The organism is Ochrobactrum sp. 19YEA23, assembly GCF_029909865.1.
GTDB classification, from domain to species: Bacteria; Pseudomonadota; Alphaproteobacteria; order Rhizobiales; family Rhizobiaceae; genus Brucella; species Brucella gambitense.
Genome location: NZ_JASAMQ010000007.1, coordinates 74,209 through 98,822, shown reverse-complemented (window position 1 = coordinate 98,822; position 24,614 = coordinate 74,209). Strand labels below are relative to the sequence as shown.

The following is a 24,614-nucleotide window of genomic DNA, read 5'->3' as shown; positions in this document are numbered from 1 at the left end:
CTCGGGCACGGCTGCGCAAGTCGCCAGGGGTTTTCCCGGCGTCCCGTCGTTATCATAAATACGGATTTGGCTCGGGCAAGTTGCGCTTTCCCGGCATTGAAAGCGGACCGCAAATGTGCGGTGCCGCCGAAAGAGATTGAATTGACAAATGAAAATACGGGCGGCTTTGCCGCTCTTGGCGTCACCGGCGTTTTGCTCAAGGGCGTTGAAGCTGCTGGCATGACCGAACCGAAGCCGATCCAGACGCAGGCGATCCCGCCGCAGCTGGAAGGCAAGGACATTCTCGGTATTGCGCAGACCGGCTCGGGCAAGACTGCTGCTTTCAGCCTGCCGATCCTGCAAAAGATCATCGGTCTTGGCGACAAGCGCCGTCCGAAGACGGCGCGCGCGCTTGTTCTGGCGCCGACCCGCGAACTGGCCGTCCAGATCGAACAGACGATCCGCAACGTTTCCAAGACCGCGCATATTTCGACCGCGCTCGTGCTGGGCGGTGTATCGAAGCTGACGCAGATCAAGCGTATCGCACCCGGCATCGATGTGCTGATTGCAACGCCGGGCCGTCTGACGGATCTGATGCGCGAAGGTCTGGTTGACCTTTCGCAGACCCGCTGGCTGGTGCTTGATGAAGCCGATCGCATGCTCGATATGGGTTTCATCAATGATGTGAAGCGTATTGCGAAGGCAACCCATGCCGACCGTCAGACCGCACTTTTCTCCGCAACCATGCCGAAGGAAATTGCAGCGCTCGCAGGCAGCCTGCTTCGTGATCCGGTTCGTGTGGAAGTTGCGCCGCAGGGCACGACGGCTGCCGAAATCACGCAGGTTGTGCATCCTGTGCCGACCAAGGAAAAGCGCCGTCTTCTGTCGGCTCTACTGGCTGACAAGAACATGCGTTCGGTTATCGTCTTCACCCGCACCAAGCATGGTGCCGATGCGGTCGTGCGCCATCTTGAGCGTGATAAGTTCGACGTTGCTGCCATTCACGGCAACAAATCGCAGAATGCCCGCCAGCGCGCGCTGAACGGTTTCCGCGACGGCACGTTGCGCATTCTGGTTGCAACCGATATTGCCGCGCGCGGTATCGATGTTCCCGGCATCAGCCATGTGGTCAACTATGACCTCCCGGACGAGCCGGAAACCTACGTACACCGTATCGGCCGCACGGGGCGTAACGGTGCCAGCGGCGCTTCGATCACCCTGTACGATCAGGCGACCGAGGATTCGAAGCTGCGCGCAGTGGAACGCGTGACCCGCACCAAGCTTCCGATCAAGGATGCTCCGGTCAAGCTTGCACCGGCACCGGCAGCAGCGCCGCGCATTTCGATTGTGGGCGAAGACAAGCCGCAGAAGACGCAGCACCGCAAGGGCCCGTCGCCGCAGCAGCACCGTCGTCCAGCACAGAAGCCGGGCGAACATCGTGCAGGCAACCACGCTTCCGCAGGTGGTCATGCCAATGCGACTGGCGAAGCAGCACCGAAGGCAAAGCGTCCATTCCGTCGGAAGCGCCGTAACGGTAATGGCGGCGGTGGACAGCGCGCTGCATAACGCCGTTTCGGAACATCTTTTACAAAAGCCGCCCATTTCGGGCGGCTTTTTCTTTTGAACAGACATTTTGTGGATTGAGTTTGCCAGTTGCCGTGGAAAATTATTCCATCCTTCCTTGAAGGGCAGGGCAGTTCCTCATACTTTCCGGGCAAACAGCTCGGCCAAAGATGAAGGATGGAAGCCATGCTCCAATCGGTTCTAGACGCAATTGGTAACACGCCATTGATTCGTCTCAAGAAGGCTTCCGAAATCACCGGTTGCGAGATTTACGGCAAGGCTGAATTCCTCAATCCGGGACAGTCGGTCAAGGACCGCGCAGCGCTTTATATTATCCGTGATGCAGAGGAACGCGGCCTGCTTCGTCCCGGCGGCGTCATCGTTGAGGGTACGGCGGGCAATACCGGCATCGGCCTGACCCTCGTTGCAAAGGCGCTCGGCTATCGCACCGTCATCGTCATTCCGGAAACGCAAAGCCAGGAAAAGAAGGACGCGCTGCGTCTGCTCGGTGCGGAATTGATCGAAGTTCCGGCTGCGCCTTATCGCAATCCCAATAATTATGTTCGCCTGTCGGGGCGGTTGGCGGAACAACTCGCCAAGACTGAACCGAATGGCGCGATCTGGGCCAACCAGTTCGATAATCCGATCAATCGTCAGGCGCATATCGAAACCACTGCGCCTGAAATCTGGCGCGATACCAATGGCAAGGTCGACGGTTTCGTGGCAGCGGTTGGATCGGGCGGCACACTCGTCGGGACCGCTTTCGGCCTGAAAGATCACAATCCTGATATCAAGATCGGGCTTGCCGACCCCTATGGCGCAGCGCTCTATTCCTATTACACGACCGGCGAATTGAAATCCGAAGGGGATTCGATCACTGAGGGCATCGGGCAGGGGCGTATCACGGCCAATCTGGAAGGGTTTACGCCTGATTTCTCCTATCGCATTGCGGATGCCGATGCGCTCGATCTCGTGTTCGATCTCGTGGAGAATGAGGGGCTTTGCCTCGGCGGCTCTTCCGGCATCAATATTGCCGGTGCGATCCGGCTTGCAAAAGATCTCGGTCCGGGCCACACAATTGTGACGGTGCTTTGCGACTATGGTAATCGTTACCAGTCGAAAATGTTCAATCCATCCTTCCTGCGCGGCAAGAACCTGCCGGTGCCAGGCTGGCTGGAAACCAAAACCGAAATAGACATCCCATTCGAGGAATAAAACAATGGCCTATGAGACCGATGCGCTTTTCCGTGAAGATTCCTATCTTTCAACGGCTGAGGGCAAGGTTCTCGCCATTACCGAAACCGGCGGTATTATTCTCGACCAGACAAATTTCTATGCCACCTCCGGCGGACAGCCGGGGGATATTGGCTTTTTCGAGCGCGCCGATGGATCGCGGATTGAAATCGCAGCCACCGTTACCGGTGAAACCAAGAACGAAATCGTCCATATGCCAGCCGAAGGGCAGGCAGCACCGACAGTCGGTGAGACGCTCGTTCTACATATTGATTGGCCGCGCCGCTATAAGCTGATGCGCATGCACACTGCCTGTCATCTTTTGTCCGTCGCCTGTCCGTTCCCGATCACCGGCGCTTCAGTTGGCGAAGATGAAAGCCGCGTCGACTTCGATCTGCCCGATCCGACCTATACGAAGGAATTCGTGACCGAAAAGATTATGGAGTTGGTCAAGGCCAATGATCCTGTTTCGATCAACTGGATCAGCGATGAAGAGTTTCTCGCCAACCCCGATATTGTGAAATCGAAGAATGTCCGTCCGCCGGTCGGGCTTGGCCGCATTCGGCTTGTTGCGATTGGTGAAAATGGTTCGGTGGATTCCCAGCCATGCGGCGGCACCCATGTGTCCGAAACGCAAGAAGTGGGCGAAATCCACATTGGCAAGATCGAGAAGAAGGGCAAGGAAAACCGCCGTTTCCGCATTCGTTTCGGCGCGTTGCCAGAAGCTTGAGCATTTGAGGAGTATGATCATGGCTGAGAAGAGTGCATTTGTCGTCTCGCGCGACTGGCTGAAAGAACGCCTCGGACAACCGGGAGTAGCGATTGTCGATGCGTCCTGGTATCTGCCTGCGGCGGGTCGCAACGGCCTTGAGGAATATCATGCAGGCCATATTCCGGGCGCGGTCTTCTTCGATCAGGATGTGATCGCCGACAAGGACTCCGGTCTCCCGCACACCTTGCCATCACCGGAACTCTTCGCGCAGCATGTTGGTGCCATGGGCATCACAGCCGACGAGACAATTATCGTTTATGACGGCCCCGGCATGTTCGCCGCACCCCGCGTCTGGTGGATGTTCCGCGTGATGGGTGCGAAAAATGTATTCGTTCTTGATGGCGGTTTCGACGGATGGAAGGCCGCGGGCTATCCCGTGACCGGCGAGCCGACGAAGATTGCAGCCTCGTTATTCACGCCTGCTTTCGATCAGGCAGCCGTTGTTGCTTTCCCGGAAATGCGGGAGATCGTCGATGAGCGTCGCGCGCAGGTTGCCGATGCGCGGGCCGCCGGACGATTTACCGGACGGGATGCCGAACCGCGTGCAGGCATGCGTTCCGGTCACATGCCGGGCGCGCGCAACGTTCCTGTCGGCACGCTGTCGGAGAATGGCGAGCTGAAAGATCTGGATAGTCTGCGCGCGACTTTCGACAAGGCAGGCGTCGATCTCGCCAAGCCTGTCGTCACAAGCTGCGGTTCCGGTGTTACGGCGGCGGTCATCATGCTGGCGCTGGCCTCGCTCGGCCATAAGGATAACCGGCTCTATGACGGTTCCTGGAGCGAATGGGGCAGCAGGCAGGATACGCCGGTGGTGACGGGCGAATCCGACTGATCATGGTCGACAAACTTACAGCCCGCATTACGCATCTGGAAATGCAGACGCGACCGGCGCTTTCCGTGCCGGTTCCATCTGGCGTGCGGCTTGCCATCATGCGAGCCAGCGACATGCCAGTGCATTTCTATCGCTATCTTTATGAGCAGGTCGGTCGGCAACATCACTGGATGATGCGCCGCGTGCAAAGCGATGCGGAAGTGGCCAGCATTATCCACGCGGATACGAGTGCAATCCACGTGCTTTACGCGGATGGCAATCCCGCTGGCTTTGTGGAGCTGGATCTGACGGCCATGCCGGAAACGGCTGAAATCCTCTATTTCGGTCTGATGGCCGATTTTCAGGGGCGGGGGCTGGGCAAGTTCTTCCTCAGCGAAGCCATTTCCGCCGCCTGGGCTCATGGACCGCAGAAGGTCACCATCCATACCAATACGCTCGACAGTCCGCGCGCATTGCAGCTCTATCAGAAGATGGGCTTTGTTCCGATCGGGTGGTCTGAGGAAAAAGTCACGCCGTGGGTAGACTAACGACCGGTGTAAGTTAGCCGCGTGCCATTTCCCGGCCATTGGTGATGGAAACAACGGAAGCGCTCGCCAGTCGGGCGCTTTCTTCGTCCAGAACCACGCAATTGCGCCCGCGCTGCTTGGCCTGATAAAGGCAGCGGTCGGCACGGCTCATCACTTGCGAATTGCTCTCGGTCTTTGGAGCAGATGCCACGCCGATGCTGATCGTCAGTGGATAGACCTGATATTCTGTCGAGTTAAAGGGCGTGCCTTCCACTTCGGTACGGATGCGCTGCGCTACGCGCACACCCGTTTCACTACTGGCCCCCGGCAAGAAGACGCAAAATTCCTCGCCACCGATACGCCCGACCAGATCGCCCTTGCGTGTCACATTCTGCAAGGCGAATGCGATCAGCTTCAATGCGCGATCGCCTGCACTGTGGCCGAATGTATCGTTGATTGCCTTGAAGTGGTCGGCGTCGATGACCATCAACACGCCGGTTTCAATACGCGATCTGCTGATTTTCATGGCGTCGAACAGCGCTTCGCGATTGAGCAATCCCGTCATGTGATCGACGCGCGCCCGCGCCTGCAATTCGACATGCGCCTTTTCAAGCTGGTTATAGGCGTCTTTCAGCTTGTTATGCTGCCGGAAAATATAGGCGAGCGACGGGAAGGCCGTGGCAATCGGAATGCCGGAACTCAGCGCCAGCGCGACAATGCCCGGCCGTTCGCCAGAGAGGGCCGCAATTATCCAGGTGAGGGATACAGAAAACAACACAACAGAAAGAGTTATCACTCCTGCTTTCCATAGCGCTGCTTTCATTTCCTAACTCCCCGTCCCTGGATCAGGATTATTTAATTGTCACACGAAACCTTACGTTAAGGGAGCAATTAACTGGAGGGCTTATAAAAGCATCCGCCCGTAAGGAAAAGGTGCCAAACTGTATAATTGCAACTTTTCCACGAACAGTTTCCCGAAAGACACAATTTAGGGTTTTATAGCCTAAGACTGATCAAGCAAATTATACTTTGGGGGGATTGGGCGAATATCGGGATTTTCGAATAATCAAACCGATAGTTGCAATGGCTAACATAAGGGAAAGCCGGAAACAACCGCCTATGGGCGACGGAGACGAGCTTTTCGAAGCGCGCAGATGGCCATAACGCTCCGAAAGAACTCGTCTAACGTCGAGAGTGTTGTCTTGCGACAAGTGCATAATTTTTGGATATTTTTCAATTACGAGCGCTCACGCAAGCCGCTCGCAACCGATGCGCGACGATCGTCAGAAAACGGCGAGATATTTCAAAAGCGAGATGATGCCGATGATGATCACAATAACTTGAGCGATCTGCTTCACCTTCGCATCGAGCGGAAGCATGTTGATGAGATAAAGCACGAGGAAGATAACAAGAATTGTTATCAGAAGGCTGATGAGGATGGACATAGCTTTTCTGAACCTTCCAGGAACGGCACTGGTGTTCTTTATGTCCGACGGCCGCTCCTCCAGAACGCCAGACTAACATTATACGAAAAACGTGGGGCAAGATTCCCAGTGTTTCCGCAACATGATCGTTTCCAGTTAGAAAACGATATGCCGATTAACGTTTCGACTTGGAGAAGGTTCCGCTCGATCTGCAAGCGGGCAGGGTGACTGGCGGCCGGTTTTGAACGCCAGCCACCACAGGTGGGGTATTATCCCTGCAGCATGCTGCCGCTTTCGCGACGGCGCGTATGCCAGCTGAAGGCTTCTTCCAGAAGGTGCGGTGTGTGACCGCCACGCGCACAGGCGCGCTCGAAATAATCATTAAGCTGGTCGCGATAATCCGGATGAGCGCAATTGTCGATGATGACACGGGCACGTTCCCGCGGGGCGAGGCCGCGCAGATCGGCAAGGCCCTGTTCGGTCACCAGAATATCGACGTCGTGTTCCGTGTGGTCCACATGCGTCACCATCGGCACGATAGACGAAATGGCGCCGTTCTTGGCTTCCGATTTGCTGACGAAGATGGAAATATAGGCATTTCGCGCGAAATCGCCGGAACCGCCAATACCGTTCATCATATGTGTTCCATCGACATGGGTGGAATTCACATTGCCATAAATGTCGAATTCAAGCGCCGTGTTGATGCCGATGATACCAAGGCGACGGATGACTTCCGGGTGGTTGCTGATTTCCTGCGGGCGCAGGATCAGCTTGTCGCGATAGCGGTCGATATTGTTGAAAACGCGTTCGCCAACTGCCGGGCTCAGCGTGATCGAAGCGCCAGAGGCGTAATCCAGCTTTCCAGCGTCGAAAAGCTCGAAAGTGCTGTCCTGCAGCACTTCACTATACATGCGCAGATTGTGGAAGGGGCTATCGGCAAAGCCATTGAGCACAGCATTTGCGATGGTGCCGATACCGGCCTGAAGAGGATTGAGCGTCAGATCGAGGCGTCCATGCGCCACTTCGTCCTTCAGGAAATCAATCAGATGGCTGGCAATGGCGATGGTTTCGCTATCAGCAGGTTCGACTGTCGAAGCGCTGTCATTTTCCTGCGTGATGACGATACCGACGATCTTTTCGACCGGGATCGGAATGTAAGGCAGGCCAACGCGGCTGTCGCAGGCCGTAACCGGGATCGGATCGCGGGTAGGGCGCTTGGTTGGAATATAGATGTCGTGCAGGCCTTCCAGCGCCATCGGGTGGTTGAGATTGACCTCGACGATCACCTTATCGGCCAGAATAGCAAAACTTGCCGAATTGCCGACCGAGGTGGTTGGGATGATGCCACCGCTTTCGGTGATCGCCAGTGCTTCGACAACGGCATAATCTATCGGGCCGATCTGGTTGGAACGCAGCTGCTCGACCGTTTCGGACAGATGCTGGTCGATAAACATGACCTCGCCGCGATTGATCGCGGAACGCAGCGTGCGGTCAACCTGAAACGGCATACGGCGTGCGAGAACATGGGCTTCCGTCAGGATCTTGTCGACGTCGTGCCCGAGCGAAGCGCCGGTGATAAGGGTGATCTGAAAAGGATCAGTTGCCGCTCTGGCCGCCATTGCCACTGGAACGGCCTTGGCGTCGCCAGCGCGGGTAAAGCCGCTCATGCCGACAATCATGCCATCCTTAATGAGGCTGGCCGCCTGTTCCGGGGTAATAATCTTGTCTCGCAGCGAAGCGTTTCGAATGCGTGCTTCCAACATCTATGCTCTACCTTCTATCCCATCCAGCCAGCGGGCCGGGAATGCCCGTTTGATAAGCGTTATGACCAAGAACTGGTCCAAAACGCGAGTGCTGGAACCCGTGTCGGGTCATACAACATGTGCACGACGATTACATGCTGCTTTGGTCTTAGACCGTTCCACGCTCCAAACACGTTTCAGTCATTCTCACGATGCGGGCAATGAGGGAATGATTTTAATCAAGCGCAGAATTTGTCAATCGTTGATGAGATCGACTGTATGGGCAGCCATACGGGCAGGGTGCATTTCTGGCGCAAAAAACGCCGAGGCTGCGGCAATTCTCCAACGTACATTATGAGGCAATGCTTAAATTTATACAGTATAGTTGATATATAAATATAAATCTGCAATTATAATATCCAATTACCAGTCGAATATATAATAGGATTGGAATATGTTTCTATTATTATTTTATAAATCTAAATTTAATATTGTATCCGTTATTATTTTTATTGCGTTTCTGTCTGCTTTTTCCCAAGCCGCTAATGCGCAAGGGCCGACAGAACCATCAAAGCCGGTGCAAGTTGGCGTCTATGTCAGCGAACCCTTCGTGAATAATGAAGGCAATGGCTATTCCGGCATGGCGATTGATATCTGGCGAAACATCGCCGCACGTCTCAATATCAAGTCGCATTATGTGGAGTATCCGAACTACAGCGACCTCATGAAGGCCGTTTCTGAAGGCAAGGTTGATGCAGCCGTCACCAATCTTACAATCACCGAAAACCGCGCTGAAATCGCCGATTTTACCTATCCATGGTTTGATGCCGGTCTGCGCATCCTGGTGCATACCCAGGCAGGGACTGGATGGGATGACCTAATCGGTCGTCTCAATCGGGCTGGCCATCTGAACACCTATGTCTGGATTTTGGGCATCCTTCTGGCGGCAACACTGCTTTTAACGCTGTTCGACAGGCACTTTGACCAGAATTTTCCAAAACGATGGCGGGAAGGGCTGGCGGAGAGCTTTTATCATGTGGTGTCGATTGCAACGTCGGGCAAAAGCTCACGTAAAAACCTGTTCGGCTGGATGGGGCGTGTCTGGCAAACATTCTGGATGGTCTTCGGCATCGCCATCATCGCCTATGTTACCTCATCGATCACCAGCGTGATGACCGTGGCGCATATCGACAACACGATTTCAAATTTGAGCGATCTTCAAAGAAAATCCGTCGGGGTGCGAACCGGCAGCGTTGCGGAACAGTTTCTGAAATCCCGATCCATAGCTACCGTATCGTTTGACCATTTGCCGGAAGCCGTTTCCGCTCTGGTCAATGATGAGATTGCCGCAATCGTCGCTGACGGTCCCGTGCTGGAATACTATATGCATCAGCACACCGATGAACCGCTTGATCTTGTGGGCGAAGCATTCAGCCCGGACAAATATGGCTTTGCATTTCCGCGCCACTGCGAGCTTGTTCAGCCCGCCAGCGTGGCGATCATAAGTCTGCACGAGAGCGAGGAAATCGCGAAGCTGAGAACCAAATATTTCGGTCCTCCGAGCTGAGAACAGACGCGCGCTATCACGGAGCAGTTGTGTGGCGTAGCTGGAAACGAACGATAGAGCAGCTTGCGGTTTGGCTACGAGCGATCTTACATCGTTCGGGAAGTCGATGAGGAGCAGGCGTTTACATCGATTCATTTGCTGCTTTTCGTTCGTTGAAACCAACCTAAGACCGACTTCAAGCTAGAACCCACCCAGCTACATATAATGATCACATAAGATAGATTATGGAACATTCTGATGTGTATTTTGCACGGCCTGTCTATTCAGACGCTGTGCCCGACATCAGCAAACGCCGCCCTACAGCGTGAACTTAACACGATGACTCAACCTTTCGGTGACCGATCACGTGGTTAAGTTCTATCGCTGATACGAAATGTCAGCGACGGCGTGCGACGTAAAGATGTCCGGGAACCGGCGAACCTTGCTCGCTGCGTACAGTGATGTTTTCACATCTGATGCAGTCCATGCCGTGCGCATCCAGCATGGCTGTCACATATGACTTCGCATGCGCGAAACGCTGATAATCGCCGACCATGAAAGCCCGGCCTGCAAAGCGCGCTTCGTCCTGCGTTTCGCTTGAAAAGCCGAAATAGCCGTCCGGTTCCAGCTGCGTCGCCACACCTGCAAAGAAGCGATCCAGCTCCCCCATATAAGGCAGCACGTCGGTCGCGACGATCAGGTCCCAATTGTCCTCGGCGGTCGTTTCAAGAAAGCGTACCGCTTCGCCTACGAACAATGCATCGTAATCGCCTTTTTCAAACGCGACTTCGATCATGTTTTCAGAAATGTCCACGCCGGTCTTGTGCGTCGCCATATCGTCAAGCGCATCAGCCGAAAGACCTGTGCCGCAGCCGAGATCAAGCATACGATCACGATGAAATTCCTCATCGATTTCCAGCAATATCTCGCGCAGCTGCAACGGCACATCATAGCCAAGCTGGTCAACGAGAATTGTATCGAACATCTCCGCGTGCTGGTCGAATAGCGTGGCTACATAGGCGTCGGGTGCTTTTAGCGGAACAGCGCCGCGCCCCATACTTGCAAGCCGCACGGCTGCACCGCCGTGATCGTCAGGATCGATGGCCAGAACTTCTTCATAGGCTTTTGCGGCACCGTCGAAATCACCAGCTTTTTCAAGCGCGAGCGCACGATCATAGGCTTCCGCCAGAGCGTCCTCATTGAAGGATTTATCGTCGGTTTGCGCCATTGCCGTATGCCTTTTCAAAGTCTGTATAGTTTGGGCCGCTTATTTATGATCAGCCAGTTTACGCGCAATCACTGCACAAGCCATAAGCTGAATCTGATGAAACAACATCAATGGTAGCACAATACTGCCGACATTGGCGCTTGCGAAAATGGCGCTGGCCATTGGCGCACCACTGGCAAGGCTTTTCTTGGAGCCGCAAAACATGATCGTTATGCAATCGGCGCGATTAAAGCCCAATCGCTTGCTGCCGTACCAGGTAATCAGCAGGACGACAATCAGCAACATTATATTGACGCCGACCATCATCAAGAGATCGTCCCAAGAGACTGATTTCCAAAGGCCTTCCACGATGGCTTCGCTGAAGGCGAGATAAACGACCATCAGGATGGAACCGCGATCCACGAAGCTCAACGGCTTGCTGTTGCGTCTCATGAAGCTGCCGATCCAGGGTTGCAGAATCTGACCCAGAACAAAGGGCAGCAGCAATTGCAGCAGAATGGCTTCAAACGCATCAAGAGAAATGCCCCCTCCTCCACTCTGGACCGCAAAAAGCAGACCCACCAGCAGCGGTGTGAGGAACATACCGAAAATATTCGAAGCCGAAGCGGAAACAATTGCCGCAGAAACATTGCCGCCCGCCATGGATGTGAAGGCGATGGATGACTGCACCGTCGAAGGCAGAACGCAGAGATAAAGAATGCCGGTATAGAAGGCCGATTGCGCCAGTCCGGGAATAACCCAGCCAGCTGCGAGCCCCAGGATCGGAAACAGCACGAAGGTGGACAGGAAAACTGCCAGATGCAGTCTCCAGTGGGTGATGCCCGAAATAACGGCTTCGCGTGAAAGACGCGCGCCATGCAGGAAGAACAGAAGGCCGACCGCGACTTTCGTCGCCATGCCGAACCATTCCGCAAATTCGCCTTGCACCGGAAGCACCGAGGCCAGCAGAATTGTGGCGATCAGCATTGAGGTGAATTTATCCGGCAGGAAGCGCATAGTTTCGTCCAATCTTGTTCGGCGCGCCTTGGGGGAGGACCGGGCGCCGCGTCGCATCCATGAAACATGGGAAATATTCAGGGACATGGGCCCTGTTTTGCTGGGCCTGTTTATTCGAGCCTATTCCAAAAGTCGCCCTGTGTGGCTGCAAATGTCGATTTTCTACAATCCGGTGCTCACGTATCTTTCGTACGCTCCGCTCCGGTACTCGAAAATCACCATTTTCGCACACGCATGTCGCCTTTTCGATTCAGGCTCTTAAACGCATCGGGCCTGTTTTCAATCCTTGGTGGCTGGAAAACAGGCCCTCTTGCTTCACTTTTCCGGGATTTGCTTGCGATTAAAAGGCGGTTGCCAGCTTATTCGTAGCCGTTGGGGTTCTTCGATTGCCAGTTCCACATATCCTGGCACATCTCGCGCAGATTCTTCTCGGCTGACCAGCCAAGGAAATCGTTGGCAAAGGTCGGATCGGCATAACACTCAGCAACGTCGCCCGGGCGGCGTGGCGCGATTTCATAATTGATCTGGCGGTTGGAGACATGCTCGAACGCCTTGACGACATCGAGAACGCTGTAGCCCTGCCCCGTACCGAGATTAACGGCGAAGCATTTCGGTTCATCCAGCTTTTTCAGCGCCTTAAGGTGGCCCGCGGCCAGATCGACCACATGGATGTAATCGCGAACACCAGTGCCGTCCGGCGTTGCGTAATCGTTGCCCCAGATATTGAGCTTTTCACGGCGTCCGGTCGCAACCTGCGCGATGATCGGCATCAGATTGTTCGGAATGCCTTTCGGGTCTTCACCAATCAGGCCGCTTTCATGTGCGCCGACGGGGTTGAAATAGCGCAGAATGGCGATCTTCCAGCTATTGTCGCTATTGTAGAGATCGCGCAGCATTTCTTCGATGATCAGCTTGGTGCGACCATAGGGGTTCGTTGCGGAGAGCTGCTGGTCTTCGGTGATCGGCAGCTTCTGCGGGTCACCGTAAACTGTAGCGGATGAGGAGAATACCAGCGTCTTGACGCCGGTTGCTTCCATCGCCTGCAACAGCCGCAGCGTGCCCAGCACGTTGCAGTCATAATAATGCAGCGGCTTTTCGCTTGATTCCCCGACAGCCTTCAGGCCTGCGAAATGGATTACAGCCGTACATTTGTGGCGCGTGATGATCTGTTCCAGCAGTGCGCGATCACGAATGTCTCCCGGTTCGCGAATGGGTGCGCGTCCGGTAATTTTCTCGATCCGGTGAAGGGCTTCCGGGTTACTATTGTCGAAATTATCGACCACGACCACTTCATGGCCTGCCTCGATCAGCTGAACGCAGGTATGAGAGCCGATATAGCCGGCGCCGCCAGTCACAAGAATTGTCATCGATCAAGTATCCACTTGTTGAACATGCCGCCCCGATGTGCGATCCCGAGCTGACTATGCAAAATCGGCAACGGACTTCAACCCGTTCCAGATGATTCTTTGCCAGCAATTGGCAATGGAGTTAGCGAAGTTTGATGGAGCGCAGATGACCCCTTCCCGCAATATCGACCGCCTGCTTGAGATTATGGCTGCCCTTCGCGATCCGAAAACCGGCTGTCCGTGGGATGTCGAGCAGAGCTTCCGATCGATCATGCCTTATACGCTGGAAGAAGCCTATGAGGTTCTCGACGCTATTGAGCGCGACGACATGGACGATCTGCGCGAGGAGCTGGGTGATCTTTTGCTACAGGTGGTTTTCCATGCGCGGATGGCCGAAGAGCAAGGCAGTTTCGATTTCGGCAATGTGGTGGAGGCTATCACCCATAAGATGATCCGTCGTCATCCGCATGTCTTCGGAGATGAGGAAGCCCGCAGCGCTGGCATGGCCAAAGGCTCGTGGAACCGGATCAAAGCGGAAGAGAAGGCGGAGCGCGCCGAACGCCGCGCAAGTCTCGGGCTCGACACGCATGAGAATAACGGGTTTCTCGACGATATTCCAACCAACTTCCCTGCCCTCGTTCGTGCGCTGAAATTGCAGCAGAAAGCGGCGAAGGTCGGCTTTGACTGGTCAGAGGCTGCGCCGATTCTCGACAAGATTTCCGAAGAAACTGCCGAGCTGAAGGAAGCCATGGCCGCGCAGGACAAGGCCCATATCGCGGAAGAATATGGCGACCTGCTCTTTGCCATGGTCAATCTTGGCCGCCACCTTGAGATTGATGCCGAAACGGCGCTGATTGCGGCCAATGACAAATTCAAGCGGCGCTTCCATTTCATCGAGAAGACGCTGGATGAGGCCGGAAACGACCTCGATTCAGCAAGCCTCGAAGAAATGGAAGAAATCTGGACCGAAGCCAAGAAAAAGGGGCTGTAATCAGCCCCTTACTTATCGGGCCATTTCGGCCGGAACATCTGATAGACACTGTCCGTGGTGGCGTAATCCATATAGCCGAGACGCGTCACGGGTTTGACCTTGGCGATATCAACCAGTCCGTCCGTCAGAATGCTTTCATCAATGTGAACGCCGACGACTTCACCGATGACCATGTAATTGTCGGTCGGCTTGCCTTCCTTGTCCTGCAATCGCCTGATGTCGACGGCAACGCATTCCAGCGAGGCATAGGCCTCTTTCACACGCGGAGCGGCGATGACATTCGATGGGGCACGGGTCAATCCGGCATAATCGAACTCGCTGGTGCCGCGCGGTGCGTCGACTGACGACGCATTCATATGCGTCTTGAGGTGCTCACTCACCAGATTGGTTGTGAACTCACCAGTTTCCTCGATGAAAGTCACGCTGTCCTTGATGCCGCTGGATGAAAACATCACCATAGGCGGCGTATCGCAGATCGCATTGAAGAAAGAATATGGAGCGAGATTGACCACTCCGTTCTTCGAACATGTGCCGATCCAGCCGATCGGGCGCGGTGCGACAATTGCCTTGAAGGGATTGTGGGGCAATGGATGCCCCTCTTTTGGCTCATAAAACATTGTGATTTCCTCGCCTTGGGAAATAGTTTTAAAGCTCTATCTTATTCCGCCCATGGGCCAGAATAGTCGGAAACGATCTTGTCCATATCTGCACGGGGACGCTCCGGCATCTTGTTTTCTGCGGTGCCAATATGAACGAAACCAGCCACGCGTTCATTCGGTGCAAGACCGAGATATGCGCGCGACGGTGCATCGTCCGAATACCAGTTGGTGATCCAGTTGGTCGCATAGCCAAGCGCATTGGCGGCAATGCAGAGGTTCATCGCGACAGCACCTGCCGACAAAAACTGCTCCCATTCCGGAATACGCTCATGCGCCACCGGCGAAGACACAATGCCGATGACGAGCGGAGCACGCGCGAAGCGGGTCAATTCCTGCTCTTTGCGGCCTTCCGGTAGTGGACCTTCACGTTCTTCGGCGCGCTTGGCCAGAAACTCCCCTACCCGTTTGCGAGCATCACCACGGTAGAGGATGAAGCGCCAGGGCGTCAGGCGACCGTGATCAGGAACGCGGGCTGCCACTTTAAGCAGTTCAGCCAGTTCTTCGCCTTCTGGTGCTGGAGCGCCAATTGCTGAAATCGGCGTGGAACTACGCTGAGCTAGAAAATCGAACACCGGATGCGCCACGGAAAACCTCACGACTGGAACTTGCTAAAACCTGAATTGCCACTCCTCTTTTGAGTGGGCCGCCTCTTCTCGCCCGTTGTAAGAGCGGTGTAAAGTCAAAACTCGGAGAAACCGCAGCACGGCGACGGCTAAAAAATGCCGGTGTCAGAAACGATTTGGCCTTGAATTCGACACCCGCATGGGCTCAAAAAAGCTATGTCGGTTTTCAAACTTCTGCCTTGCGTGCAAACATCACGATATTTTCGCGGCGAATGGCTTGCTGTTGCGCTGCTGGCCGGGATGTCGGGTGCGCCAGCCTGGGCGCAGGGCCTTGACCCTGCAGCGGAGGCAAGCGGCGGTTTGAACCTTCCTGAACCCGCGCTCGACTTGCCGACGCTCAGCCCCTATGCGTCGCCGACGAGCCCGGAAAACAATCCGTTGATGAAAACCACCGAGCTGGATCTGAAAGCGCGTCTGATAGACGATGGCAGCGACATTCCGACGGGACTGGTCTGGCGTGTTTTTTCACCCAATGTCGGTCCGGACGGGCAATTGCCGCTGATCGCCAGTGCACAGGGTGGCAGCGCCGCATTCAATTTGCCGGAGGGTAGTTACCTCGTTCACGTGGCTTATGGGCGTGCAGGCGCCACCAAGCGCATCACACTTGGCAACAATGCCCGGCACGAACTGATGATGCTCGATGCGGGTGGAATGAAGCTCAGTGCCGTTCTGCCCGACAAGGGCAAGATCAATGACGATCTGCTGCGATTCTCGATCTATGCCGACGAGGACAACAGCGAACGCTCGCTGATTGTACCGGACGTGAAGCCGAATGCCATTATCCGGCTCAACAGTGGCACCTACCACGTCGTCTCGAACTATGGCTCGGCCAATGCCATCATCCGCGCCGATATTCGCGTCGAGGCAGGCAAGCTCACCGAAGCGACAATTGAGCATCGCGCTGCGGAATTGACTCTGAAGCTGGTACGCGAACATGGCGGTGAAGCACTGGCCGACACGTCATGGTCGGTTCTCAATGCTTCGGGCGATGTGGTGCGTGAAAGCGTGGGCGCCTATTCATCGCTGGTTCTGATCGAAGGCGATTATGTCGCCGTGGCGAAAAACAAGGACCGCATCTATCAGCGGGACTTCAAGGTTTCGTCCGGTAAGAATGAGGAAGTCGAAGTCATTGCCAACAAGGAATTCGAAGCATCTGACGATTCTTTAGATTAATGGCAATTTTTAATTAGATCATTATCCATAGCGCCATATTGGCATTTTCAGTTTTTATTTTTCGACTAATCTTACATTCGTCCCTTTAATATTTCTTCAAGGTGTTCGAATGAAAAAGCTTATATTTTTGACATTTAGTGTTCTTATGGCTTCACAGGTTTATGCAGGAGCTGCAGAGTTGACCGCAAATCAGGGCATGTCTCCGGCCCAATGTACGCAATGGGGTACCGGATGCCTCCCGATTCCAGCTAAACGGCTAACTCCTGCAAAGGAATGCAAATTCTTACCGTGGTGGCCGTTTTGTCTAGAGTCGTAAAAATAGAAAAGACCGCGCCTCGGCGCGGTCTTTTTGTTTGGAGCGAAGCTCTTGTTATCTGCCGCCATTCTTGAGGCGGATCAGATCAGGAGGGGTTGCCTCTTCGGTCAGACGGGCAATTGCCTCATCGCGCGTCATCGCTTCCTGATCGCGAGAGCCGAAGCGGCGCATATTGACGGTCTGCTCTTCCGCTTCACGCTTGCCGCAGACGAGAATGACCGGAACCTTCTGGAGCGAGTGTTCGCGAACCTTGTAGTTGATCTTCTCGTTACGCAGATCGGTGACAACCTGCAGACCGGCAGCCTTTAGCTTGGCAGCCGTTTCGATGGCATAGTCGTCGGCGTCTGACGTGATCGTCGTCACCACGACCTGAACCGGCGCGAACCAGAGCGGCATGTGACCGGCAAAGTTTTCAATCAGAATGCCGAGGAAGCGTTCCATCGAGCCGCAGATGGCGCGATGGATCATGACCGGCTGGCGCTTTTCCGATTCATTGTCGATGTAGAACGCGCCAAAACGTTCCGGCAGGTTGAAATCGACCTGCGTGGTGCCGCACTGCCATTCACGGCCAATGGCGTCCTTCAGCGTATATTCGAACTTTGGTCCGTAGAACGCACCCTCGCCCGGCAGAATGCCGGTCTTGATATCGTTCGACTGCGCCTGAATTTCTTCAAGCACGGTCATCATCACGCTTTCAGCGCGATCCCAAAGTTCGTCCGAACCGACGCGCTTTTCAGGGCGGGTCGAGAGCTTGATGGTGATCCCTTCAAAGCCGAAATCTTTATAGACCGACAGAATGAGATCGTTGATGCGCAGGCATTCCGCAGCCATCTGATCTTCGGTGCAGAAGATGTGCGCATCGTCCTGCGTAAAGCCGCGCACGCGCATCAGGCCGTGCAGAGCACCCGACGGTTCATAGCGATGCACATTGCCGAACTCGGCAAGCTTGATCGGCAGATCGCGGTACGACTTGAGGCCGTGCTTGAAAATCTGCACGTGGCCCGGGCAGTTCATCGGCTTCAGCGCAAAGACGCGGTCGTCGTCGGTATCGTCACCGGCAACCGTTACCTTGAACATGTTGTCGCGATACCAGCCCCAGTGACCGGAGGTCTCCCAGAGCGACTTGTCGAGCACCTGCGGCGCGTTGACTTCCTGATAGCCGTGGCTGTCGAGGCGGCGGCGCATGTAGCTCACCAGATTCTGGAACATTTTCCAGCCTTTGGCGTGCCAGAATACGACGCCCGGTCCTTCTTCCTGGAAGTGGAAGAGGTCCATTTCACGGCCAAGACGACGATGATCGCGCTTTTCAGCCTCTTCAAGCATATGCAGATAGGCCTGAAGGTCGTTGTCGTTGGCAAACGCCGTACCGTAGATGCGGGTCAGCATCGGATTGTTGGAATCACCGCGCCAGTAAGCACCGGCAACCTTCATCAGCTTGAAGGAATTGCCGATCTGGCCGGTGGAAGCCATGTGCGGACCACGGCAAAGATCGAACCAGTCGCCCTGATAATAGATCTTGAGGTCCTGACCTTCCGGAATCGCATCGACGAGCTCGACCTTGTAGGCCTCGCCCTTTTCGGCAAAAACCTGCTTGGCCTTGTCGCGCGACCAGATTTCCTTGGTGAACGCCTTGTTGCGCTGAATGATCTCGCGCATCTTCTTTTCGATCACCGGCAGATCGTCCGGGGTAAACGGTTCATTACGCGCAAAGTCGTAATAGAAGCCATTTTCGATGACGGGGCCAATGGTAACCTGTGTACCCGGGAAAAGCTCCTGAACGGCTTCTGCCAGAACGTGCGCCGTATCGTGACGGATCAGTTCGAGCGCGCGCGGGTCTTCGCGGGTGAGAATCTCGATCTTGCCGGAAGCGCCAAGCGGATCGGAAAGATCGCGCACGGTGCCGTCGACGGCATAGGCCACTGCCTTTTTTGCGAGAGATTTGGAGATTGATTCCGCGAGTGCAGCACCGGTGGTCGATGCATCATAGTCCCGTACGGAACCATCGGGGAATTGCATGGAAACGGTATTCGACATTCTATTCGTCCTTATCCAGTCCCGCCAACGATTGCGGGTGGTTCATGATCATGCGTTGTCAGTATTGTGAGGCTTCTAGTATTTTTTGTCGGGCCAGTAAAGCACGACATCCCGACAGGGCTATTTGTCGGGATGTTTAAAGCAATCCGTAAATGGGATGTCAGCTCTTGATCGGCAAGCAGTCGATACGCTGCTTCTTCAGTTTGGCGCAGGCCTTTTCAGCGGAAGCGGAATCCTTGAAGCCACCGAACCAGACGCGATAGACCTTGCGGCGCTTGCCGTCCGGCGAAATCTCGCCCTTCAGGCCATGGGCAACCTTTTCCACTGCGGGGCGCAGTTTTTCCTGAAGTTCGGCAGCTCCAGCGCGGGTCGGTGTCGCGGCAAGTTGGATTCGCCAAGCCGCACCAGCCGACGCCACGAGATAGCCGCCATCGCCCTGCTCGATCTGGGAATCATCGATGAGGTCAGCAACCGAATCTTTCTTAGGGGTTTCTTTCGGCGACGGTGCAATAGCGGCAGGCTTTGCCATTGCCACTGCCGTTCCCTCACCGCTGGCATTGCCATAACGGGTCAAAAGCTTGGCCATCTGGCCGTCGCGCTCGCCTGCCGAACCGGCGCCAAGAACCACACCAACAAGATGCTTGCCGCCGATAATGGCGGACGAAACGAGATTGTAGCCGGAGACGTTCGTATAGCCGGTCTTGATGCCATCGACGCCACCATAGCGGTACATCAGATTGTTGTGCCCGTTATAAACCCGGCCCCGATAGGTGAAGGAACGCTGGGAAAACAGCGCGTACTGATCCGGGAAGTCGCGGCGAAGCGCCATGCCAAGCACCGCCATGTCACGCGCGGTGGTGAGCTGAGTCATATTGGCCGTCAGTCCCGAAGGATTGACGAAGAAGGTGCTCTTCATGCCGATCTGGCGCGCACGCTGCGTCATCAGACGACCGAATCCCGCTTCAGATCCGCCGATATATTCGCCCATGACGGTCGCTGCATCATTGGCCGAAATGATGATCATTGCATTGACGGTGTCGCGCACGGAAATGGTCTGGTCCGGTTTGAGCCAGAGCTTCATGCGAACCTTGGCAGCCGCATTCTTCGAAATGGGCATCTGGTCGTCCCAATGGAGACGACCTGTCTTCAGTGCTTCGAAGGTGATGTAGAGCGTCATCATCTTGGCGAGCGATGCCGGCGCGCGCTGGAAATTGGCATCGTCCTGACCGAGAATCCGGTTGCTGTCGGCGTCGAACACAACCCATGAGGGCTTCGCCATTGCTGCGGAACCGCAAAAAACAGTAGCTCCAAACGCTACAGAAGCAACGAAACGTGCGATACGGGACGACGATGTCAGCATGATGGCTCGCGGATATGGAATTGCTAGCTGGATGTGCAGGCAAATTGCGGCCTGAAAAAGACCATAACGATGCCTCAATTCTTATTCCCTAAGAAACATTGATATCGTTAATGAATTCTAAGCATCACATAAAAAACACGGGTATTTAATCATGAGGGGCCGAGCAGCGCCAATAACGCCAGGGTAAATACCATTTCAGCTCGCCCGGCAATTCGCGCGGCACGGGGTCGAAACCATGGGTACCGAACGGGCCGCAGCGCATGACACGAAACAGCCCCATCCAGCCGCCGCTCCACAGGCCATGGCGGGCGATCGCCTCATAGGCATATTCGGAACAGGTCGGCATATGGCGGCAGGAGTTTCCGATCAGCGATGACAGTGTCAGCTGATAGAATCGGACGAACGCTGTGCCAAACACCCTTCCCGGCGTCTTGCGCCAGCGATCGGTGAAATTACGGCTGTATCGCTTTGCTTGAGGCGGCGTTTCAGTCGTGTGGTGTTTGCCACAGGCGCACATTGGGTCAGGCAGCCTTGGCTTTGTCTTCGATCTGGCGAATGCAATCGACAACCGCGTCGAACGTCAAAAGCGTCGATGCATGGCGGGCTCTGTATTCGCGCACCGGCTCGAAATATTTCAGGTCTTCGAATCGTCCTTCCGGTGACGGAGCGTTTTCCTTAAGCATGGCATACATCGCATCGCGGACGGCTTTCAGTTCCTCTGCCGTTGCGCCGATGACGTTGCGCGCCATGACCGAGGAAGACGCCTGCCCCAAGGCACAGGCTTTCACCTCATGCGCAAAATCGGTCACCACACCGTCCGTCATCTTGAGATAGACGGTAACCGTCGAGCCGCACAGCTTGGAATGCATGGTGGCGACGGCATCCGGCTCTGCCAGCCGACCGATACGCTCCATATTGCCCGCAAATTCCAGGATGCGTTTGTTGTAGATGTCGTCGATCATATGCGTAAGCCTTCCGCCTGGCGCACTGGGTCTGAAGCTCCATGTCCTTAACATGGTGCCAGCAGCCAGGAACTTCAAATTCTAAGCGCATCAGATTCCACAAGATACGGGTGTTTTTCGAATCCTGCCTCTGCCGCTTTCATTGCGCCAAAATGATACGAATTTCAAAACCTTGATACCAGTCAGAGAAAAAACAAAAAAATGTTTTCTGATATCAGTTTGAAGTTGCAATTTACTCCCTATATATTAGGCAAGTAACGCCTGCGCTTTTAATGGCGTTGGAACGTTGGACTTGAAACTATTATTCAACGTTCTAAAAGTCTGGTTTAGGACATGATAACATACGAAAAGCCTTTGTGTTTTTAGGTATCATGTTTTAGCACAGTGCCATGGTGAAGGCATGAAACCTGTCCGGTGAGCTTACGCCACCGGATCAATACATCGCCCGCTCGCAAAGCGTATCGTTGTATTGTCCGTTTAACTCGTCTCCTCCGTGAAGGAGACTACTGGAGAATACTGATGGACGCGCGCATCCTCAAAGAAGATGACGAATCCGGCCTGTCTTCAAAGAAGCAGGCAAATGTTACCCCGTTGCACGGTAAGCCGACGCAGGCCGACGCCGAAGCTGCAGTTCGCACGCTTCTGCTGTGGGCTGGCGATGATCCGGAACGCGAAGGCCTTCTGGATACGCCAAAGCGTGTCGCCAAAGCCTATAAGGAGCTTTTTTCCGGTTACGCGGAGAGCCCTGAAGAAGTGCTTGGCACTGTGTTCGAGGAAGTTGCCGGTTATAACGATATGGTGTTGGTGAAGGACATTTCCTTCTTCTCGCATTGCGAACACCATATGGTTCCGATCATCGGCAAGGCGCATGTCGCCTATCTTCCTGACCACAAGGTTGTGGGCCTGTCGAAAATCGCCCGCGTGGTCGATATTTTCGCGCATCGCCTGCAGACGCAGGAAAGCATCACGGCGCAGATCGCTGACAGCATTCAGAATATTCTGAAGCCGCGTGGCGTTGCCGTGATGATCGAGGCCGAGCATATGTGCATGGCCATGCGCGGCATCCGCAAGCAAGGTTCGACCACCATCACCACCACTTTCACCGGAGAGATGAAGGTCAAGGTGGATGAACAGGTGCGTTTCATGACCATGTCGCGCAGCAAATAATGCATGATCCCGAAAGGCTTCGGCTTTTCGGGTATGCACACCCCATGTTTTTCAGCTATTTCAAGGCACGTTGCTTATGGCACGTGCCTTTTATCCATTTCAGGTGAGACAATGACGACCTTCCCTGCCCAGCCATCCGATAAAAAGACGATTGAAGAAGGAGCGGTGTTCATGCCGCGCTTCGATGCTTCCGGCCTCATCACGGCAGTTGTCACCAACGAACGTGACGGCGTGCTTCTGATGGTTGCCCATATGAATGCGGAAGCGCTTCGCCTGACGCTGGACACAGGGATTGCGCATTACTGGTCGCGCTCGCGCAACACGCTCTGGAAGAAGGGGGAAACCTCCGGCAATCTGCAAAGCGTGATCGAACTGCGCACCGATTGCGATCAGGACGCCCTTTGGCTGAAGGTTCGTGTCGCTGGTGACGGCCCAACCTGCCACACCGGACGCCGCTCGTGCTTCTACCGTCAGGTTGTCAGTGAAGCGGGTGAAACCACACTGAAAATCGAAAACGGCGGCAGCTGTGATCACGATCATTGATCGCTTTCAAAACGATGTGATGATGCGAATAAGCCTCGCGTCATCAATTTGCAGCATTTATTCTTTGGATACCATGTTTCGCTAATCTGATCGAAACGATGAGGTGTCCAACGTGATGCTTAACTGGGGGGTACGGCGCAGGACTGTCAGCATAGACGTCGAAGCGCCTGCTCAGGAAGTCATTGAGAAGCCCGAGATCAAGCGTGAACCGCGCAAGATCGCGCTGGCGCTTGGCGGCGGCGCCGCGCGCGGCTGGTCGCATATTGGTGTATTGCGTGCTCTCGACGAGGCTGGCATCAAGATTGAGATGATCGCCGGCACATCGATTGGCGCTCTCGTTGGTGGTTGTTACCTCGCAGGCAAGCTCGATGAGCTGGAAGAATTCGCCCGTAGCTTGACCCGCCGTCGTATGTTCAATCTCCTCGACATTACATTTCGTGGAAGCGGCCTTTTTGGCGGCATGAAGCTCGATGGACGCCTGCGCGAACATCTTGATGGCCTGCGCATAGAGGAGCTCACCCGACCCTTCGTGGCGGTCTGTACGGAATTACGGACGGGCCATGAGATATGGCTGTCGTCCGGACCGCTGGTGGACGCAATGCGGGCTTCCTATGCCCTGCCCGGCGTATTTGAGCCTGTGCGGTGGGATGAGCGCGTGCTGGTCGACGGTGCGCTCGTTAATCCGGTGCCGGTATCCGTGTGTCGCGCTTATGAGCAGCGGCTCGTTCTGGCGGTCAATCTCCATTACGACCAGTATGGCCGCGCTGCGGTCATCAAACATGCCCAGATGCGCCAGGAAGGTCTACCCGGCGCGGTCCATGGTGAGAAGGAAGCGCGGCTCGGAATCACCGGCGTGATGATGGATGCCTTCAACATCATTCAGGATCGCATTTCGCGCGCTCGCATGGCGGGTGATCCGCCGGACTTATCGCTGATGCCAGTTGTGGGCCAGATCGGGCTTGCAGATTTTCACCGCGCTGCCGAGGCAATCGATGCCGGTTACGTCGAAACGATCAAGCGTCTGGAGGATATCCGGCGTCTTCAGGGCATAGCAGGCTGATTTTTCCGCTTTTTTGCGAATCTTCTGGAATCGGCATTCGCGTTTCCATGGACTTTCTGCATTGGTTGGGCGTTTTCATTGTCTGAATGGCGGGCCTTGTGAAGATTTTTTGAAAAAGCAGCATTTGCAGGAAGTCTTTGAAAAAGCCCACAAAATAAGCGTTCTCAGCCTTTGATGGGGGGAATGCGCTACGGTTTTTCACATTCTTTTCGAAAAAGATTGGCTGATGATGCAGATGGGGCTTGTGCACCCCAAGGTGATTTGCTAAATGCCCACTCGCCGGAGCAATTCGGCTTCTACCACGGGCGGTCGTGGCGGAATTGGTAGACGCGCAGCGTTGAGGTCGCTGTGGGGCAACCCGTGGAAGTTCGAGTCTTCTCGACCGCACCATTCTCTCTTTAGAGATTTGAAATCGTTAGATTTTAAGCAAACGCCCTCTGGGGCGTTTTTGTTTTTCCAAGCCCTGCTATAAACAGTTTCAGCGTCGACCCTCGATATTCTCCCTCTCTGACATAGATGTCTGTGCTAGTTTCCAGACCTGTACAAACTCATGGAGGAT

The 24,614-nt window shown here is 54.9% G+C and carries 23 protein-coding genes and 1 tRNA gene; 12 read left to right on the top strand and 12 right to left on the bottom strand.

The genetic code is table 11. The features are described 5' to 3' along the window. The first annotated feature begins 141 nt into the window (after nucleotides 1-141). The 5 genes from QBD01_RS17805 to QBD01_RS17785 all read left to right on the top strand — a co-directional run bounded on the left by QBD01_RS17805 (nucleotide 142) and on the right by QBD01_RS17785 (nucleotide 4,906). Nucleotides 142-1,545 (top strand): DEAD/DEAH box helicase, encoded by a 1,404-nt coding sequence (locus QBD01_RS17805; protein ID WP_392391436.1) that lies wholly within the window; start codon nucleotides 142-144, stop codon nucleotides 1,543-1,545. 183 nt (nucleotides 1,546-1,728) lie between these two features. Further along, nucleotides 1,729-2,757: a cysteine synthase A gene (locus QBD01_RS17800; RefSeq protein ID WP_280993918.1), complete on the top strand. Its 1,029-nt coding sequence runs from the start codon at nucleotides 1,729-1,731 to the stop codon at nucleotides 2,755-2,757. A 4-nt stretch (nucleotides 2,758-2,761) separates the two neighbouring features. Then, the gene (locus tag QBD01_RS17795) at nucleotides 2,762-3,505 is read left to right on the top strand and encodes an alanyl-tRNA editing protein (protein ID WP_280993917.1); all 744 of its coding nucleotides are present in this window, start codon (nucleotides 2,762-2,764) and stop codon (nucleotides 3,503-3,505) included. A gap of 19 nt (nucleotides 3,506-3,524) precedes the next feature. After that, on the top strand, nucleotides 3,525-4,379 hold the full coding sequence (gene sseA / locus QBD01_RS17790) for a 3-mercaptopyruvate sulfurtransferase (RefSeq protein ID WP_280993916.1): 855 nt from the start codon (nucleotides 3,525-3,527) through the stop codon (nucleotides 4,377-4,379). Nucleotides 4,380-4,381: 2 nt separating this feature from the next. Further along, nucleotides 4,382-4,906 carry a GNAT family N-acetyltransferase gene (locus QBD01_RS17785; protein ID WP_280993915.1) on the top strand — a complete coding sequence of 175 codons (525 nt, stop codon included), beginning with the start codon at nucleotides 4,382-4,384 and terminating at the stop codon, nucleotides 4,904-4,906. Between the two features lie 13 nt (nucleotides 4,907-4,919). Here the strand turns inward: QBD01_RS17785 and QBD01_RS17780 are convergent, their stop codons facing one another. The 3 genes from QBD01_RS17780 to QBD01_RS17770 all read right to left on the bottom strand — a co-directional run bounded on the left by QBD01_RS17780 (nucleotide 4,920) and on the right by QBD01_RS17770 (nucleotide 8,072). Continuing rightward, nucleotides 4,920-5,708 (bottom strand): GGDEF domain-containing protein, encoded by a 789-nt coding sequence (locus QBD01_RS17780; RefSeq protein WP_280993914.1) that lies wholly within the window; start codon nucleotides 5,706-5,708, stop codon nucleotides 4,920-4,922. Between the two features lie 460 nt (nucleotides 5,709-6,168). Continuing rightward, nucleotides 6,169-6,330 (bottom strand): Thivi_2564 family membrane protein, encoded by a 162-nt coding sequence (locus tag QBD01_RS17775; protein WP_010660091.1) that lies wholly within the window; start codon nucleotides 6,328-6,330, stop codon nucleotides 6,169-6,171. A 248-nt stretch (nucleotides 6,331-6,578) separates the two neighbouring features. Further along, entirely contained in the window at nucleotides 6,579-8,072 is a 1,494-nt protein-coding gene (locus QBD01_RS17770; protein WP_280993913.1) for an acetyl-CoA hydrolase/transferase family protein, read from the bottom strand. A 589-nt stretch (nucleotides 8,073-8,661) separates the two neighbouring features. On the opposite strand from QBD01_RS17770, the gene QBD01_RS17765 reads away from it, so the two are divergent. Further along, nucleotides 8,662-9,618 carry a transporter substrate-binding domain-containing protein gene (locus QBD01_RS17765; RefSeq protein ID WP_280993912.1) on the top strand — a complete coding sequence of 319 codons (957 nt, stop codon included), beginning with the start codon at nucleotides 8,662-8,664 and terminating at the stop codon, nucleotides 9,616-9,618. A gap of 376 nt (nucleotides 9,619-9,994) precedes the next feature. On the opposite strand, the gene QBD01_RS17760 is transcribed toward QBD01_RS17765, so the two are convergent. From QBD01_RS17760 to galE, 3 genes are all read right to left on the bottom strand, one after another. Continuing rightward, entirely contained in the window at nucleotides 9,995-10,825 is an 831-nt protein-coding gene (locus tag QBD01_RS17760) for a methyltransferase domain-containing protein (RefSeq protein WP_182520459.1), read from the bottom strand. 39 nt (nucleotides 10,826-10,864) lie between these two features. After that, entirely contained in the window at nucleotides 10,865-11,821 is a 957-nt protein-coding gene (locus tag QBD01_RS17755) for a bile acid:sodium symporter family protein (protein ID WP_280994107.1), read from the bottom strand. Nucleotides 11,822-12,180: 359 nt separating this feature from the next. Then, nucleotides 12,181-13,188 carry a UDP-glucose 4-epimerase GalE gene (gene galE, locus QBD01_RS17750; RefSeq protein ID WP_280993911.1) on the bottom strand — a complete coding sequence of 336 codons (1,008 nt, stop codon included), beginning with the start codon at nucleotides 13,186-13,188 and terminating at the stop codon, nucleotides 12,181-12,183. Nucleotides 13,189-13,333: 145 nt separating this feature from the next. Here galE and mazG point away from each other — a divergent pair, with 145 nt between their 5' ends. After that, on the top strand, nucleotides 13,334-14,158 hold the full coding sequence (mazG, locus tag QBD01_RS17745; protein WP_280993910.1) for a nucleoside triphosphate pyrophosphohydrolase: 825 nt from the start codon (nucleotides 13,334-13,336) through the stop codon (nucleotides 14,156-14,158). 8 nt (nucleotides 14,159-14,166) lie between these two features. Here mazG and QBD01_RS17740 read toward each other — a convergent pair whose 3' ends face one another. Continuing rightward, nucleotides 14,167-14,775: a flavin reductase family protein gene (locus QBD01_RS17740; RefSeq protein ID WP_280993909.1), complete on the bottom strand. Its 609-nt coding sequence runs from the start codon at nucleotides 14,773-14,775 to the stop codon at nucleotides 14,167-14,169. Nucleotides 14,776-14,816: 41 nt separating this feature from the next. Continuing rightward, the gene (locus QBD01_RS17735) at nucleotides 14,817-15,401 is read right to left on the bottom strand and encodes a nitroreductase (RefSeq protein WP_280993908.1); all 585 of its coding nucleotides are present in this window, start codon (nucleotides 15,399-15,401) and stop codon (nucleotides 14,817-14,819) included. Between the two features lie 195 nt (nucleotides 15,402-15,596). On the opposite strand from QBD01_RS17735, the gene QBD01_RS17730 reads away from it, so the two are divergent. After that, a complete protein-coding gene (locus QBD01_RS17730) occupies nucleotides 15,597-16,613 on the top strand; it encodes a hypothetical protein (RefSeq protein ID WP_280993907.1) in 1,017 nt (338 codons plus the stop codon). Nucleotides 16,614-16,983: 370 nt separating this feature from the next. On the opposite strand, the gene thrS is transcribed toward QBD01_RS17730, so the two are convergent. The 4 genes from thrS to QBD01_RS17710 all read right to left on the bottom strand — a co-directional run bounded on the left by thrS (nucleotide 16,984) and on the right by QBD01_RS17710 (nucleotide 21,285). Continuing rightward, nucleotides 16,984-18,963: a threonine--tRNA ligase gene (thrS, locus tag QBD01_RS17725; RefSeq protein ID WP_280993906.1), complete on the bottom strand. Its 1,980-nt coding sequence runs from the start codon at nucleotides 18,961-18,963 to the stop codon at nucleotides 16,984-16,986. Between the two features lie 160 nt (nucleotides 18,964-19,123). Further along, entirely contained in the window at nucleotides 19,124-20,323 is a 1,200-nt protein-coding gene (locus QBD01_RS17720; protein WP_280993905.1) for a D-alanyl-D-alanine carboxypeptidase, read from the bottom strand. Nucleotides 20,324-20,468: 145 nt separating this feature from the next. Continuing rightward, a complete protein-coding gene (gene yidD / locus QBD01_RS17715) occupies nucleotides 20,469-20,840 on the bottom strand; it encodes a membrane protein insertion efficiency factor YidD (protein WP_280993904.1) in 372 nt (123 codons plus the stop codon). 4 nt (nucleotides 20,841-20,844) lie between these two features. Beyond that, a complete protein-coding gene (locus tag QBD01_RS17710) occupies nucleotides 20,845-21,285 on the bottom strand; it encodes an iron-sulfur cluster assembly scaffold protein (RefSeq protein WP_280993903.1) in 441 nt (146 codons plus the stop codon). Nucleotides 21,286-21,804: 519 nt separating this feature from the next. Here QBD01_RS17710 and folE point away from each other — a divergent pair. From folE to QBD01_RS17690, 4 genes are all read left to right on the top strand, one after another. Further along, a complete protein-coding gene (gene folE / locus QBD01_RS17705; RefSeq protein WP_280993902.1) occupies nucleotides 21,805-22,452 on the top strand; it encodes a GTP cyclohydrolase I FolE in 648 nt (215 codons plus the stop codon). Nucleotides 22,453-22,563: 111 nt separating this feature from the next. Next, entirely contained in the window at nucleotides 22,564-22,995 is a 432-nt protein-coding gene (gene hisI, locus QBD01_RS17700; protein ID WP_280993901.1) for a phosphoribosyl-AMP cyclohydrolase, read from the top strand. A 112-nt stretch (nucleotides 22,996-23,107) separates the two neighbouring features. Next, on the top strand, nucleotides 23,108-24,055 hold the full coding sequence (locus QBD01_RS17695; protein WP_078338662.1) for a patatin-like phospholipase family protein: 948 nt from the start codon (nucleotides 23,108-23,110) through the stop codon (nucleotides 24,053-24,055). A gap of 305 nt (nucleotides 24,056-24,360) precedes the next feature. Further along, nucleotides 24,361-24,445: transfer RNA gene (locus QBD01_RS17690), tRNA-Leu, on the top strand. Nucleotides 24,446-24,614: the final 169 nt, after the last annotated feature.